12 protein-coding genes are annotated in these 13,695 nt (G+C 67.1%); 11 read left to right on the forward strand and 1 reads right to left on the reverse strand.

Translation table 11 applies throughout. From position 1 onward, the window contains the following. Positions 1-75: 75 nt before the first annotated feature. The 11 genes from ABIC76_RS02145 (at position 76) to ABIC76_RS02195 (ending at position 12,177) form a co-directional block, all read left to right on the forward strand. On the forward strand, positions 76-1,425 hold the full coding sequence (locus ABIC76_RS02145; RefSeq protein ID WP_502947828.1) for an ABC transporter substrate-binding protein: 1,350 nt from the start codon (positions 76-78) through the stop codon (positions 1,423-1,425). 28 nt (positions 1,426-1,453) lie between these two features. Beyond that, positions 1,454-2,407, forward strand: a complete 954-nt coding sequence (locus ABIC76_RS02150) for a carbohydrate ABC transporter permease (RefSeq protein ID WP_410003894.1) — start codon at positions 1,454-1,456, stop codon at positions 2,405-2,407. Beyond that, the gene (locus tag ABIC76_RS02155; RefSeq protein WP_354532814.1) at positions 2,404-3,225 is read left to right on the forward strand and encodes a carbohydrate ABC transporter permease; all 822 of its coding nucleotides are present in this window, start codon (positions 2,404-2,406) and stop codon (positions 3,223-3,225) included. The genes ABIC76_RS02150 and ABIC76_RS02155 overlap by 4 nt, the downstream gene beginning before the upstream one ends. After that, complete coding sequence (locus ABIC76_RS02160; protein ID WP_354532815.1) at positions 3,222-3,926, forward strand: HAD family hydrolase; 705 nt, start codon at positions 3,222-3,224, stop codon at positions 3,924-3,926. The genes ABIC76_RS02155 and ABIC76_RS02160 overlap by 4 nt, the downstream gene beginning before the upstream one ends. Positions 3,927-3,960: 34 nt before the next feature. Continuing rightward, positions 3,961-5,079 (forward strand): ABC transporter ATP-binding protein, encoded by a 1,119-nt coding sequence (locus ABIC76_RS02165; RefSeq protein WP_354532816.1) that lies wholly within the window; start codon positions 3,961-3,963, stop codon positions 5,077-5,079. Positions 5,080-5,112: 33 nt separating this feature from the next. After that, a complete protein-coding gene (dalD, locus tag ABIC76_RS02170; protein ID WP_354532817.1) occupies positions 5,113-6,531 on the forward strand; it encodes a D-arabinitol 4-dehydrogenase in 1,419 nt (472 codons plus the stop codon). Positions 6,532-6,600: 69 nt separating this feature from the next. Beyond that, positions 6,601-8,100 carry a xylulokinase gene (gene xylB, locus ABIC76_RS02175; RefSeq protein WP_354532818.1) on the forward strand — a complete coding sequence of 500 codons (1,500 nt, stop codon included), beginning with the start codon at positions 6,601-6,603 and terminating at the stop codon, positions 8,098-8,100. Next, complete coding sequence (locus ABIC76_RS02180) at positions 8,097-9,044, forward strand: carbohydrate kinase family protein (protein WP_354532819.1); 948 nt, start codon at positions 8,097-8,099, stop codon at positions 9,042-9,044. The genes xylB and ABIC76_RS02180 overlap by 4 nt, the downstream gene beginning before the upstream one ends. Positions 9,045-9,124: 80 nt before the next feature. Continuing rightward, positions 9,125-9,457 carry a YnfA family protein gene (locus ABIC76_RS02185; RefSeq protein WP_354532820.1) on the forward strand — a complete coding sequence of 111 codons (333 nt, stop codon included), beginning with the start codon at positions 9,125-9,127 and terminating at the stop codon, positions 9,455-9,457. Between the two features lie 76 nt (positions 9,458-9,533). Further along, positions 9,534-9,926 (forward strand): hypothetical protein, encoded by a 393-nt coding sequence (locus tag ABIC76_RS02190; RefSeq protein ID WP_354532821.1) that lies wholly within the window; start codon positions 9,534-9,536, stop codon positions 9,924-9,926. 100 nt (positions 9,927-10,026) lie between these two features. Continuing rightward, positions 10,027-12,177 (forward strand): ATP-dependent helicase, encoded by a 2,151-nt coding sequence (locus ABIC76_RS02195; protein ID WP_354532822.1) that lies wholly within the window; start codon positions 10,027-10,029, stop codon positions 12,175-12,177. A 25-nt stretch (positions 12,178-12,202) separates the two neighbouring features. Here the strand turns inward: ABIC76_RS02195 and mdtD are convergent, their stop codons facing one another. Next, a complete protein-coding gene (mdtD, locus tag ABIC76_RS02200; RefSeq protein ID WP_009240537.1) occupies positions 12,203-13,633 on the reverse strand; it encodes a multidrug transporter subunit MdtD in 1,431 nt (476 codons plus the stop codon). Positions 13,634-13,695: the final 62 nt, after the last annotated feature.

The following is a 13,695-nucleotide window of genomic DNA, read 5'->3' on the forward strand; positions in this document are numbered from 1 at the left end:
GACAATTGCTCAAATCCCGAAGCAAGTCCTGGTGGTGCGCCCGCATCGCCACATTCCAAGAAAGGAGACGACTGCATGTTCCGCACGCTTCTGCGCGGGATGGCCCGCCCATCCCGGCTACTCAAGCTGACCGCCTTCGCTGCCCTCCCGGCCTTCACCGCCATTTCCGTGCACGCCGCGCCCACCACGCTCACGATCGCGACGATCAACAACCCCGACATGATCGTGCTGCAGAAACTGTCGACCCAGTTCGAGCAGGCGCATCCCGATATCAAACTGCGCTGGGTCACGCTGGAAGAAGGCGTGCTGCGCCAGCGCGTGACCACCGACATCGCGACCGGCAGCGGCCAGTTCGACCTGATGACGATCGGCGGCTATGAAGCGCCGCTGTGGGCCAAGAAGGGCTGGCTCGCGCCGCTGGACATGCCCGCCAGCTACGACGCGGCCGACCTGCTGCCGACGGTGCGCGATGGTCTCTCGCAGGGCGGCAAGCTCTTCGCCGTGCCCTTCTATGCCGAAAGCTCGATGACGTACTACCGGCGCGATCTGTTCAGCGCGGCGGGCCTGAAGATGCCCGAGCAGCCGACGTATGACGACATCGCCCAGTTCGCCGCCAAGCTCCACGACCCGGCCAAGGGCGTGTACGGCATCTGCCTGCGCGGTCGTGCGGGCTGGGGCGAAAACATGGCGCTGGTGTCCACCATGGTCAACACGTTCGGCGGCCGCTGGTTCGACGAGAAATGGCAGCCGACGATCGACACGCCCCAGTGGAAACAGGCAGTCAACACGTATGTCGACCTGCTGAAGAAATACGGCCCGCCCGGTGCAAGCAGCAACGGCTTCAACGAAAACCTGGTGCTGTTCTCGGGCGGCAAGTGCGGCATGTGGATCGACGCCACCGTCGCGGCCGGCATGGTCAGCAGCGCGAAGGATTCCAAGGTGGCCGACAAGGTGGGCTTTGCGAATGCGCCCATCGCCAGCACGCCCAAGGGCTCGCACTGGCTGTGGATCTGGGCGCTCGCGGTGCCGAAGTCGTCGAAATCGCCGGAGGCTGCCAAGACGTTCGCGGCCTGGGCGACATCGAAGGACTACATCCGCGCCGTGGCCAAGGCGCAGGGCTGGGGCGAGGTGCCGCCGGGCACGCGCGCATCGACGTATGACGACCCCGCTTACCAGAAAGCCGCGCCGTTCTCGGCCTTCGTGCGCCACGCCATCGAAACGGCCAACCCGAACGATCCGTCCGCACAGAAAGTGCCCTACACCGGCGTGCAGTTCGTGACGATTCCGGAGTTCCAGTCGCTCGGCACGGTGGTGGGCCAGGCGATTGCCGGCGCGCTCACGGGCAAGACGACGGTGGACGACGCGCTGCGTGTCTCGCAATCGCAGGCACAGCGTGCGATGCGCCAAGGCGGCTATCTGAAGTGATGCAGCCGCTGCTGCGCCCGGAGGTGTCATGGAACATGTATTGGAGTCGCGCGTGAACGGCATGGGCGGCACGCCGTCACCCGCACAGCCCGTACAACCACAAAACGGCGCGCGGCGCTGGCTGCCCACGCTGCTGGTGTCGCCGTCGGTGCTGGTGCTGCTGTTGTGGATGACGGTGCCGCTGGCGATGACGCTGTATTTCTCCGTCAGCCGCTACAACCTGCTCAACCCCGATCAGACCGGCCTGGCGGGGCTCGACAACTATCGCTTCCTGATCGAAGACCCTGCCTTCTGGCCGGCCATCGGCAACACGCTGGTGCTGATCGGCTCGGTGCTGGTGATCAGCGTCGTGGCGGGCACGCTGCTGGCGGTGCTGTTCGACCAGCCGTTTGCGGGGCGCGGTGTGGCACGCATCCTTGTCATCAGCCCGTTCTTCGTCATGCCGACGGTGGCCGCGCTCATCTGGAAGAACATGATGCTGCACCCCGTGTACGGCCTGGCCGCCTGGGTGGCGCGACTGTTCGGCGCCGAGCCGGTGGACTGGCTGGCCACGCACCCGATGCTCTCCGTGATCATCATCGTGGCGTGGCAGTGGACGCCCTTTGCCTTCCTGATCCTGCTGACGGCGCTGCAATCGCTCGACCCCGAGCAGAAGGAAGCCGCGCAGCTCGACGGTGCGAGCCCCGTGCGCATCTTCTGGCACATCGTGCTGCCGCACCTGAAGCGCGCGATTGCCGTGGTGGTGATGATCGAGACGATCTTCCTGCTGTCGATCTTTGCCGAGATCCACACCACCACCGCGGGCGGCCCCGGCACAGCCACGACCAACCTCGCCTACTTCGTCTACAGCCTCGGCCTGCAGCAGTTCGACATCGGCATTGCGTCGGCCGGCGGCATCGTGGCCGTGGTGCTGGCAAACGTGGTGGCGTTCTTCCTCGTCCGCATGCTGGCCCGCAACCTGAAGGGAGTGCACGAGCAATGAGCACCCTCACCTCAACCTGGCGCACGCGGCTGGCCGGTGTGCTGGCGTGGGCGATTGCCCTGGCGCTGTTCTTCCCTATCGCCTGGGCAGCGCTGACCGCCTTCAAGACCGAGCAGGCGGCCTATACGCCCACGCTCCTGTTCACGCCGACGCTCGACAGCTTCCGCGAGGTGCTGGAGCGCGCGCACTACCCGAGCTTTCTCGGCAACTCGCTGGCGGTGTCGATCATCTCCACGCTGCTGGCCCTGGCGATTGCCATTCCGGCGGGCTATGCGATGGCGTTCTTCCCGAACAAGCGCACGCAGCAGGTGCTGCTGTGGATGCTGTCGACCAAGATGATGCCGGCCGTGGGCGTGCTGCTGCCGGTGTACCTGCTGGCGAAGACGGCGGGCCTGCTGGACTCCATCACCGCGCTCGTCATCGTCTACACGCTCGCCAACCTGCCGATTGCCGTGTGGATGGTCTTCACCTACTGCAACGATGTGCCGCGCGAGATTCTCGAGGCCGCGCGCATGGACGGCGCCAACCTCTGGCAGGAACTCGTCTACGTGCTGCTGCCGACGATGCTGCCGGGGCTCGCCTCCACCGCACTGCTCCTGCTGATCCTGTCGTGGAACGAAGCCTTCTGGAGCCTGAACCTGACGAGCATCGATGCCGCGCCGCTCACCGTGTTCATCGCGTCGTACTCCAACCCCGAGGGGCTGTTCTGGGCGAAGCTGTCGGCAGCGTCTGTACTGGCGATTGCGCCGATCCTCGTGTTGGGTTGGCTGGCACAACGGCAACTGGTGCGTGGGCTGACGTTCGGGGCGGTGAAATGACACAGCACACCAACGAGCGCGCCCCGGCCTACCTGATCTGTGATTGCGACGGCGTGCTGATCGACAGCGAATCGGTGGCGCTGCGCGCGCTGATCCGCACGCTGGGTCCGCACATACCGCACCTTTCGCCCCCCGCGCTGGAAGAAGTGCTCGAGCCGCGCCTGGGCATGAACACGATGGCGCTGCTGACGGAGCTGCAGAGCAGCATCGGCTTTCATCTGTCCGACACGCAACTGGCCGGCGTGCTGGCCGATGTCGAACACGACTGCGCCACGCAATCGCAGCCGGTGCCCGGCATTGCCAACCTGCTGGCCGCGCTGCCGCAGCCCAAGGCCGTGGCCAGCAACAGCAGCCGGCCGCGCATTGAAGCAAGCCTGCGCAGAGCGGGCCTGCTCGATGTGTTCGGCCCGCACATCTATAGCGCCTATGAAACACCGCGGCCCAAGCCAGCACCGGATGTGTACCTCGCCGCCTGCGCGGGCCTGGGCGCCAGCCCCGCGCAATGCCTCGTCATTGAAGACAGCGACACCGGCGTGCGCGCCGCCCGAGCCGCCGGCCTGACCGTATTCGGCTTTGCCGGCGTGGCGCATATGCCGGCAGTCGCCACGCAGCGCCTGCTGGCTGCCGGCGCGCGCCACGTCTTTACCGACACGCGGGCCCTGGCCGACGCGCTGACGTCGACGCTTGCCACGCCCGCCTGATCCGCACACAGAACACGCCCAAGGAGACCTCGCCATGGCCAGCCTGACCCTGCGCAATCTGCAGAAGCGTTACGAGCAGAACACCGTCCTGCACGACATCAACCTCGACATTGCCGATGGCGAATTTGTCGTCTTCGTCGGCCCATCGGGCTGCGGCAAGTCGACATTGCTGCGCACGATTGCAGGCCTGGAGGGCATCGATGCCGGCGACCTGCTGATCGGTGACACGCGCGTGAACGACGTGGTACCCGCCAAGCGCGGCATTGCGATGGTGTTCCAGTCGTACGCGCTGTACCCGCACATGAGCGTGTACGACAACATGGCCTTCGGGCTGAAGCTCTCGGGCATGAAGCGCGACGCCATCGACGCTGCCGTACGTCGCGCCGCCGAAGTCCTGCACATCGATGCGCTGCTCGATCGCAAACCGCGCCAGCTCTCCGGCGGCCAACGCCAGCGCGTGGCCATCGGTCGCGCCATCACCCGCGAGCCCAAGGTCTTCCTGTTTGACGAGCCGCTCTCCAACCTCGATGCCGCGCTGCGCGTGAAGATGCGCCTCGAGTTTGCCCGCCTGCACGACGCACTGAAGACCACCATGATCTACGTCACGCACGATCAGGTGGAAGCCATGACGCTGGCCGACAAGATCGTCGTGCTGCGTGACGGACGCATCGAGCAGGTCGGCTCTCCGCAGACGCTGTATCACCATCCGGCCAGCCAGTTTGTGGCCGGCTTCATCGGCTCGCCCAAGATGAACTTCCTGCGTGGCGTCGTCGATCGTGCCGATGCATCGGGCGTCTCCGTGGCGCTCGCGGGGGGCCAACAGCCGGTGGCCGTGTCGCCGGGTGAACTGCGTGCGGGGGATGCCGTCACGCTCGGCATCCGGCCGGAGCATCTGCATCTCGACGCGGCCGGCAGCCTGCGGGGCACCGTCACGCATATCGAGTCCCTGGGCGACGTGGCGTATCTGCATGCCGACTGCGAAGCCGCACCCGACGGCCTGGTGCTGCGCGTGCCGGAATCGACCCGGCTCGCGCACGGCAGCGCCATCACGTTGTCTGCCGACGCCGCGCACTGCCATCTGTTCGACGCCGAAGGCCGCGCGCTGCCGCGCCTGCAGGCCCAACAGTCCCAACAGTCCCAACAGGCCGCCTGAGGTTCACACCGCCCAACGTTGCACGCCCCGACCATGTCTTCCCCCAACGCTTCTTCCACCTGGCTGCACCTGGGTGCCGGCTCCTTCCACCGCGCGCACCAGGCGTGGTATCTGCATCGCCTTCGCGAGACCGGCGACACATCGTGGCGCCTGGCGCTGGCCAACATCCGCGACGATGCCGGCACGCTGCTGCATGACCTCGCCGCCCAGCACGGCGCCTACACACTGGAGACAGTCGACACCGCCGGTCATCGTCAATACACGCGCATCCAGTCCATCGACGCGGTCGTGCCGTGGGATGCCGAACTGGCGGCACTGTGCGAGATCGGCGCAGCACCCGACACGCGCGTGATCTCGTTCACCGTGACGGAAGGCGGCTACTACCTCGACCAGCAGCACCAGCTCGACGCCACGCAGCCGGACATCGCCGCCGACCTGCGCGGCGGTGCCAGCACGCTCTACGGCGCACTGACGCGCCTGCTGCGCCTGCGTTTGCAGCACGGCGGCGCTCCCCTCACGCTGCTCAATTGCGACAACCTGCGCCACAACGGCGAGCGTTTCCGCAGCGGCCTGCGTCAGTTCCTCACACTGCGCGGCGAGCCCGGTGACAGGGAGCTCCTCGCTTGGCTCGACGCACACGCCAGCACGCCCAACACGATGGTCGACCGCATCACGCCGCGCCCCACCGACGCCTTGCGCCAACGCGTGGCCGCACAAACCGGCTGGCCAGACCGCTGCCCCGTGATGGCCGAGACCTTTGCGCAATGGGTGGTGGAAGACGACTTCCGCGCCGGGCGGCCCGCGCTGGAACGCGTGGGCGTGGAGTTCGTCGCCTCGGTGCTGCCGTACGAGGAAGCGAAGATCCGCGTGCTCAACGCCAGCCATAGCTGCATCGCGTGGGCCGGCACGCTCCTGGGGCTGCACACCATCGATGAAAGCGTGGCCGTGCCGTCCATCCACCGCATGGCGAGCGCCTACGTGACCGACGATGTCATCCCGTGTCTCACGGCCAACCAGCCCAGCCCCATCGACCTGGCCGCCTACCGCGACACTGTGCTCGACCGTTTTGCCAATCCGCACATCCGTGACACCAACCAGCGCGTGGCGGCGGACGGCTTTTCGAAAATCCCCGGGTTCATTACGCCCACGCTGGCAGAATCCTTTGCGCGCGGGCATGTGCCCCTTGCCACGGCGATGCTGCCGGCGCTGTTCTTCGTCTTCCTGGAGCGCTGGCAAGCGGGCACGCTGCCGTATGCCTACCAGGATGGCCAGTTCGATCCGGTTGCCGCACATGCCATGCTCGAGGCCGACGACCCGGTTGCCGTGTACTGCCGGAACACTGCACTGTGGGGCAGCCTTGCGGGCACGGAAGCGCTCACCGGTCTTGTCCGCAACGCCATCGCGCGTGCGCGGGCGTGGCTGGCAGTCGAACAAGCCGCCACTGCCGGCTAGTCATCAGCAAACGCAACGGCGGATTCGCGCGACAATCCACGGTTCAAGCAACCGGACCCGGCGGCCCTCATGTACCTCGGCATCGATCTCGGAACCTCGGAAGTCAAAGTGCTGTTGCTGGACGCGGCGGGCACCATCGTCGGCACGGCCGGCGAGCCGCTTACCGTATCGCGGCCGCATCCGGGCTGGGCCGAGCAGACGCCGGAAGACTGGTGGCAGGCCACCAGCGCCGCCATCGGCAAACTGCGCGATGCGGCACCGGAAGCCTTCGCCGCCACCCGCGCCATCGGCCTGTCGGGCCAGATGCACGGCGCGGTGCTGCTCGACGCGCGCAACCGCGTGCTGCGCCCTGCCATGCTGTGGAACGACACCCGCAGCACCGCCGAATGCCTTGAACTCACCCGCCGCGTGCCTGGCCTGCACGCCGTTGCGGGCAACCTGGCGATGCCGGGTTTTACCGCGCCGAAGCTGCTGTGGAGCGCGCGCCATGAACCCGACGTGTTCAGCGCCATCGATTGCGTGCTGCTGCCCAAGGACTACCTGCGCCTACGCCTGACCGGCGAACGCGCGTCCGACCCCTCGGATGCGGGCGGCACGCTGTGGCTCGACGTGGCACGACGCACGTGGTCTGACGAACTGCTCGCCGCGACAGGCTTGTCACGCAGCCAGATGCCGCGCCTGGTGGAAGGCAGCGCGCCCAGCGGCACCTTGCTGCCCGAGGTGGCCGATGCATGGGGCCTGGCGCGCGGCGTCGTCGTCGCTGGCGGCGGTGGCGATGGCGCGGCCAGCGCCGTGGGCATCGGCGCGACCCAACCGGGCGATGGCTTTCTGTCGCTCGGCACGTCGGGCGTGATCTTTGTCGTCAATGACCGCTTCCGCCCAAACCCAGCTCAAGCCGTGCACGCGTTCTGCCACGCGCTGCCGGGGCGCTGGCACCAGATGAGCGTGATGCTGTCCGCGGCGAGCTGCCTGCGCTGGTTCTGCCGGCTGACGAGCGTGCCGGAAGCCACGCTGCTGCCTGAAATCGCTGCGCTGGCCGAATCCGAACGCCAGTCAGCGCCGTTCTTCCTGCCCTACCTCAGCGGCGAGCGCACGCCGCACAACGATGCGTTTGCGCAAGGGCATTTCCACAACCTCACGCATGCCAGCGACCGCGCCGCGCTCGGTTACGCCGTGCTCGAAGGCGTCGCCTTTGGCATGGCGGATGGCCTGGACGCCTTGCGCGCAGCCGGCACGCAGGTGGCCTCGCTCTCGTTTGTGGGCGGCGGCTCGCGCAGCCCGTTCTGGGCGCAATTGCTGGCGGACACGCTCAATACCGAATTGACAACCCATGTCGGCAGCGAGGCCGGCGGTGCGCTCGGTGCCGCGCGCCTGGGCTGGATGGCCGACGGCGGCATCGAAGCGGCCGTCTGCGCCAAGCCACCGGTGCAAGCCACGTATCGGCCCGATGCCGCACGCCACGCGCGCCTTGCCGAACGGCTGTCGACATTCCGTGCGCTGTATCGGCGCGCTTCGCCGCTGCCGGCCACGCCTTCTGCCCAAACCACCGATCTCCCCTTGCCTGCATGACCGACGCCCTGCCCTTGCCCCGCCTCGTCGTCTTTGGCGAAGCGCTGACCGATTTCCTGCACCAAGGCAACGGCCAATGGCTCGCCCGGCCAGGCGGCGCATGCTGGAACGTGGCGCGCGTGGCGGCGCGTCTGGGCGTGCCCACGGGTTACGCGGGCGCCATCAGCAACGACGTATTCGGCGACGCGCTCTTCGCCGATTCCCAGGCCGCCGGGCTCGACCTGCGCTATCTGCAGCGCGTGGATCGCTCGCCGTTGCTGGCGATGGTCACGTCGACCCAGCCGCCGCACTACTTCTTCGTCGGCGACGATAGCGCCGACCTGCATTTCGATGCGCAAGCCCTGCCCGCCGGCTGGCAAACCGCCGTGGAGATCGCCCACTTTGGCTGCATCAGCCTGGCGCGCGAGCCGTTGGGCAGCCGCCTCGTGGCGCTGGCCGAAACGCTGGCCGCGCAAGGCACCCGCATCACCTTCGACCCGAACTGGCGCACGGCGATGAACGCTCCGCACTACGCTCCGCTGCTGCTGCGCATGGCTGCCATCGCATCGGTCATCAAGGTGTCGGATGAAGACTTGCGCCACCTGTTTCCCGGTGATGCCGATCCGCTGACCACGCTGCGCACCCTCGCGCCGCAGGCCGACATCCTCCTCACGCTCGGCGCCGAGGGCATGGAATGGCTGGCAGCGGCGCACGGCGGGCAAGACGATGCGCGTATCGCCCAACCGGCCTTTGCCGTGCCGGTGGCGGACACCGTCGGCTGTGGCGACGCCGCGATGGGCGCTTGGCTCGCGAGCCAGCTGCAGTCGCCCGGGGCGCCACCGCAGGCGCATCTGCGCCAAGCCGCTGCGGCAGCAGCGCTCACCGCCACGCGCGCCGGCGCGTATGCGGGCACGCAAGCCGAAATCGATGCGCTGCTGCAGGCGCACGACGCCTCGCCCGCCTGAGACCAGGTGCCCATCGCGGCAGCACGGCCCCACATGCCACAATCGGCGCCGTCTACGTCTTGATCGCTCCGGGGCCCGTTTTGGAACTGCTTCGTATTGCCGTGCTGTTTGCCGTCACCGCCGTCGCGGAAATCGTCGGTTGTTATCTGCCGTGGCTCGTGCTGCGGCAAGGCAAGCCGATCTGGCTGTTGCTGCCGGCAGCCGTCTCGCTGGCGCTGTTTGCGTGGTTGCTGACATTGCACCCGACCGCGGCCGGCCGCACCTATGCCGCATACGGCGGCGTGTATATCGCCGTGGCACTGGTGTGGCTGCGTCTGGTCGACGGCGTGACGCTCACCCGCTGGGACATCGGCGGCGCGGCCATTGCGTTGGCGGGGATGGCGGTGATCGCCCTGCAACCGCAGGCCAACTGATCGGATTGCACGCGATATTTAGGTTTTCCTGAGCGAAACGGAACCCTAAGCCGCCGCCAGAATCGGAGGGTGGATCATGGCTGCGGCCGCCGCGCTGCACGCCGGTCGCCCCTCATCCAACCGCTTTGTCCTGGAGGCCGCGATGCCTGCCAACACCTTCAAACACCTCGTCGTGGCCACGATGCTGATGTCCGCAGCGATGACCGCCTCGGCCCTGACCACGTCAACGTTCACCTTCACCGATCAGGACCTGCAAGGGATGCTCGCCCACAGCCAGCCTCCCAAGGCCGCCCAGCAGGCCAAACCAGCGGAACCGGCCGAACCTGCAGCGACGGAGAGGCTCCGCGTCGGCCTGAGCGATCCGGGCACGCAGCTCGTGCTGCCTTGGTTCCTGGCGGATCTGGTGGATGCGGTCAACCGGCGGGCATCGCCGCAGGACTTCGCGAAAAAGCTGCGGGACGGGATCTGATCGGCCACCGCCGTCAGCCTTCCGCTTACCACCCTCACTTTCCACAGGCAGGCATCACAGTGCTGTATATTCATACAGTTATTTTTTGTGACGCCCTGCCGTGCTTGCCGCTTCCCCCACCCCAGACACCGCCACTGTGCCGGCCACGCCCGGTTACCTGGCCCAGCTGAACGACCAGCAGCGCCAGGCGGTCGAGTTCGGTATTTCCGGGGCGGACGCGGCGGAAACCGGCCCGCTGCTCGTGCTGGCCGGTGCTGGGTCCGGCAAGACGCACACCCTGGGCTGGCGCGTGGCGCACCTGGTGGCCAACGGTGCCGATCCGCAACGCATTCTGCTGCTGACGTTTTCCCGCCGCGCGGCGAGCGAGCTGTCGAACCGCGCCGGCCACCTGCTCGCGCGGGCCATGCAGGGCGAGCGATCGAACAACGCGCTCAATTCCGCAGGCACGTCGTACAAGACCACGCTGCCCTGGGCCGGTACCTTTCACGGCATCGGCGCGCGCCTGCTGCGCGAATACGCCGAGCGCGTCGGCCTCGCACCCGATTTCACCATCCACGACCGCAGCGACTCGGCCGATCTGCTCAACGTCGTGCGCCATGAACTGAACCTGTCGACCAAGGAACGCCGCTTCCCGCTCAAGCAGACCTGCATCGCGATCTACTCGCGCGCCATCAACGCCGAGAGCCCGCTGAACGCCGTGCTCAAGCACCACTTTCCGTGGTGCGCGATGTGGGAGACGCAATTGCGCACGCTGTTCGATGCGTATGTCGAGGCCAAGCAGGCGCAGCACGTGCTCGACTACGACGACCTGCTGCTCTACTGGCACGCGATGGTGTCCGACGCAGACCTGGCCGCCGAGATCGGCGCGCGCTTCGACCACATCCTCGTCGACGAATACCAGGACACGAACCGGCTGCAGTCGTCCATCCTGCGTGCGTTGCGCCCGGACGGCCGCGGTGTGACCGTGGTGGGCGACGACGCGCAATCGATCTACGCATTCCGCGCGGCGACGGTGCGCAACATCCTCGATTTTCCGCGCCACTTTTCGCGGCCGGCGCACACGGTGCTGCTGGAGCGCAATTACCGTTCGACGCAACCGATTCTGGATGCCTCCAATGGCATGATGCGTTTTGCCACGGAACGCTTTGCCAAGACGTTGTGGACGGACCGCGCATCGACGCATCGTCCGCGTTTGATTTCGGTGCGTGACGAGGCCGAGCAGGCGCGTTGCGTGGCCGAGCGAGTGCTGCATCATCGAGAAGGCGGACTGACGCTGAAATCGCAGGCGGTGCTGTTTCGCACCGCGAGCCACAGCGCGCCGCTCGAGATCGAACTCACGCGCCGCAACATCCCGTTCGTGAAATACGGCGGCCTGAAGTTTCTGGAGGCTGCGCATGTAAAGGATGTGCTGTCGGTGCTGCGCTGGGCCGAGAACCCGCGCAACCGCATTGCCGGGTTTCGCGTGATCCAGTTGCTGCCGGGCGCTGGCCCGGCCACGGCGGCACGCGTGCTCGACGCCATGGCGGAAGCGGCGGACCCGATTGCCGCGCTGCTCGCCTACGACCCGCCGGCACGGCTGGCCGGCGACTGGTCTGCGCTGATGGCGCTCATGCAAACCCTGCGCACGCCCAAAGACAGCCTGGAATGGGCCGCTGAACTCGAAGCCGTCGGCGCCTGGTACGCACCCCACATGGAGCGCCTGCACGACGATGCGGCCGTGCGCCAGGGCGATCTGGACCAGCTCGCCCGCATGGCCGCCACGTATGCCACGCGCGAGCGGTTCCTGACCGAGATGACGCTCGACCCGCCCGAGCTGACCAGCGATGAATCGGGCGACCCGTACCGCGATGAGGACTACCTGATCCTCTCGACGATCCATTCATCGAAAGGCCAGGAGTGGAAGGCGGTGTATGTGCTGAACGCCGTGGACGGCTGCATGCCGGCCGATCTGGGCGCCGGTTCGCATGAAGAGCTGGAAGAAGAACGCCGGTTGCTTTACGTGGCGATGACGCGGGCGCGCGAGCATCTGGACATCCTGGTGCCGCAGCGCTTCTACGTCACGCAGCAAACCCCGAACGGCGACCGGCACATCTACGCGTCGCGCACGCGCTTCATTCCGCCTGCGCTGCTGCCGTTGTTCGAAGCGTGCGCGTGGCCGGAACCGGAGCCGGGTGCGGACCCTGCCGCTGAAGCGCGCGCCGCTGCGAAGGTCGACCTGAGCAAGAAGATGCGCGGCTACTGGAAAAAGTAGTCAGCCGGCGCGGCGGCAGGCGCGTTCAATGCACTTCCATCTCGGGCCGCTTGACGACGTGCGTTGACTCGAAGCGCGAGAGCTGCGCGAAGATCCACGCGGCCGCGCAGGTCATGACGCCCACGCAGACAAACGTTTTGTGGAACGCAGCGAGCGTGTCGCGCCCTTCCGGCCCAGCGGTAAAGTCGGTAAAGCCCGTCAGCAACGCGCCGGCTGCGGCCACGCCAAGGCTCATCGACAGCATCATCACCATCGACAGCATGCTGTTGCCCGCGCTGGCCAGCGGGCCGGTCAGGTCCTTCAGCGTGAGCGTGTTCATGGCCGTGAACTGCATCGAGTTGAAGGTGCCGAAGATCGCCAACTGCACGATACGCAGCCACACCGGCACGTTGGGCGTCATCACGGCAAAGCTCGCCATCATCAGGCCGACCATGACCGTGTTGACGGACAGCATGCGGCGATATCCGTAGCGCTTGATGGCCCACGTGCCCAAAGGCTTGGCGGCCATGCCGGCTGCGGCCACCGGCACCATCATGAGCCCGGCCTGCAGCGGCGTGTACCCCAGGCTCACCTGCAGCAGCAGCGGAATGAGGAACGGCATCCCGCCGCTGCCGATACGTGCAAACAGGTTGCCGAGCACACCAATGGAAAAGCTCGGAATGCCGAACAGCGTGCGCGGAAACAGCGGCCCCGCCACGCGTCCCGCGTGCAGCCAGTAAGCCGTGAGCGCGGCCAGACCAAAGATCAGCAGCACCAGCACCGTCGCGTGCTGGAAGCCCAGCTCCGACAGGCCGTCGAGCGAGAACGACACCGCCGCCATGCCGAAGGCCAGCATCAGATAGCCCGACCAGTCGAAGCGGCTGTCGTCTTCAGCGTGCACATCGGGCATCACCTTGAGCGTGACGAGCGCGCCGATCACCCCCACGGGAATGTTGATCAGGAAGATCCAGTGCCACGACACGGCCTCCACCAGCCAGCCTCCCAGCGTCGGGCCGATCAGCGGACCGATGAGCCCCGGGATGGTGACGAAGCTCATGGCCGGCAGGAACTGCTCGCGCGGCACCACGCGCAGCACGGTCAACCGCCCCACCGGCATCAGCAGGGCGCCGCCCACGCCTTGCACCACGCGCGAGGCAATCAGCATGGTCAGGCTGCGCGATTCCGCGCACAGCAACGAGCCAATCGTGAACAGGAAGATGGCGGCGAAGAACATCTTTCGCGTGCCGAAGCGATCGGCCAGCCAGCCCGAGGCCGGCATCAGCATGGCGGTCGTCAGCGTGTAGGCGATGATGACCGACTGCATCTTCAGCGGGCTTTCCGACAGGCTGCGGGCCATGGCCGGCAAGGCGGTGTTGACGATGGTGGAATCGAGGGTCTGCATGAACAGACCCATCGCCACCAGCCAGAGCAGCGGTTTCAGCGATGGGTCGACGGAGGCGGAGGGCGTGGTGGGCATGGGGCGGGGCAGAAGCAGCGGGATGCGACGCAGCCGTCATTGTGGCGTGCCTCGCCTGTGCC

The organism is Ralstonia sp. 1138, assembly GCF_040544795.1.
GTDB lineage: Bacteria > Pseudomonadota > Gammaproteobacteria > Burkholderiales > Burkholderiaceae > Ralstonia > Ralstonia flatus.

What these genes read in the sequence shown, in the direction of transcription:
- xylB (WP_354532818.1), top strand. Translation starts at nt 6,601, where the DNA reads ATGTACCTCGGCATCGATCTCGGAACCTCGGAAGTCAAAGTGCTGTTG.
- ABIC76_RS02150 (WP_410003894.1), top strand. Translation starts at nt 1,454, where the DNA reads ATGGAACATGTATTGGAGTCGCGCGTGAACGGCATGGGCGGCACGCCG.
- ABIC76_RS02160 (WP_354532815.1), top strand. Translation starts at nt 3,222, where the DNA reads ATGACACAGCACACCAACGAGCGCGCCCCGGCCTACCTGATCTGTGAT.
- ABIC76_RS02180 (WP_354532819.1), top strand. Translation starts at nt 8,097, where the DNA reads ATGACCGACGCCCTGCCCTTGCCCCGCCTCGTCGTCTTTGGCGAAGCG.
- mdtD (WP_009240537.1), bottom strand. Translation starts at nt 13,633, where the DNA reads ATGCCCACCACGCCCTCCGCCTCCGTCGACCCATCGCTGAAACCGCTG.
- ABIC76_RS02190 (WP_354532821.1), top strand. Translation starts at nt 9,534, where the DNA reads ATGGCTGCGGCCGCCGCGCTGCACGCCGGTCGCCCCTCATCCAACCGC.
- dalD (WP_354532817.1), top strand. Translation starts at nt 5,113, where the DNA reads ATGTCTTCCCCCAACGCTTCTTCCACCTGGCTGCACCTGGGTGCCGGC.
- ABIC76_RS02145 (WP_502947828.1), top strand. Translation starts at nt 76, where the DNA reads ATGTTCCGCACGCTTCTGCGCGGGATGGCCCGCCCATCCCGGCTACTC.
- ABIC76_RS02155 (WP_354532814.1), top strand. Translation starts at nt 2,404, where the DNA reads ATGAGCACCCTCACCTCAACCTGGCGCACGCGGCTGGCCGGTGTGCTG.
- ABIC76_RS02165 (WP_354532816.1), top strand. Translation starts at nt 3,961, where the DNA reads ATGGCCAGCCTGACCCTGCGCAATCTGCAGAAGCGTTACGAGCAGAAC.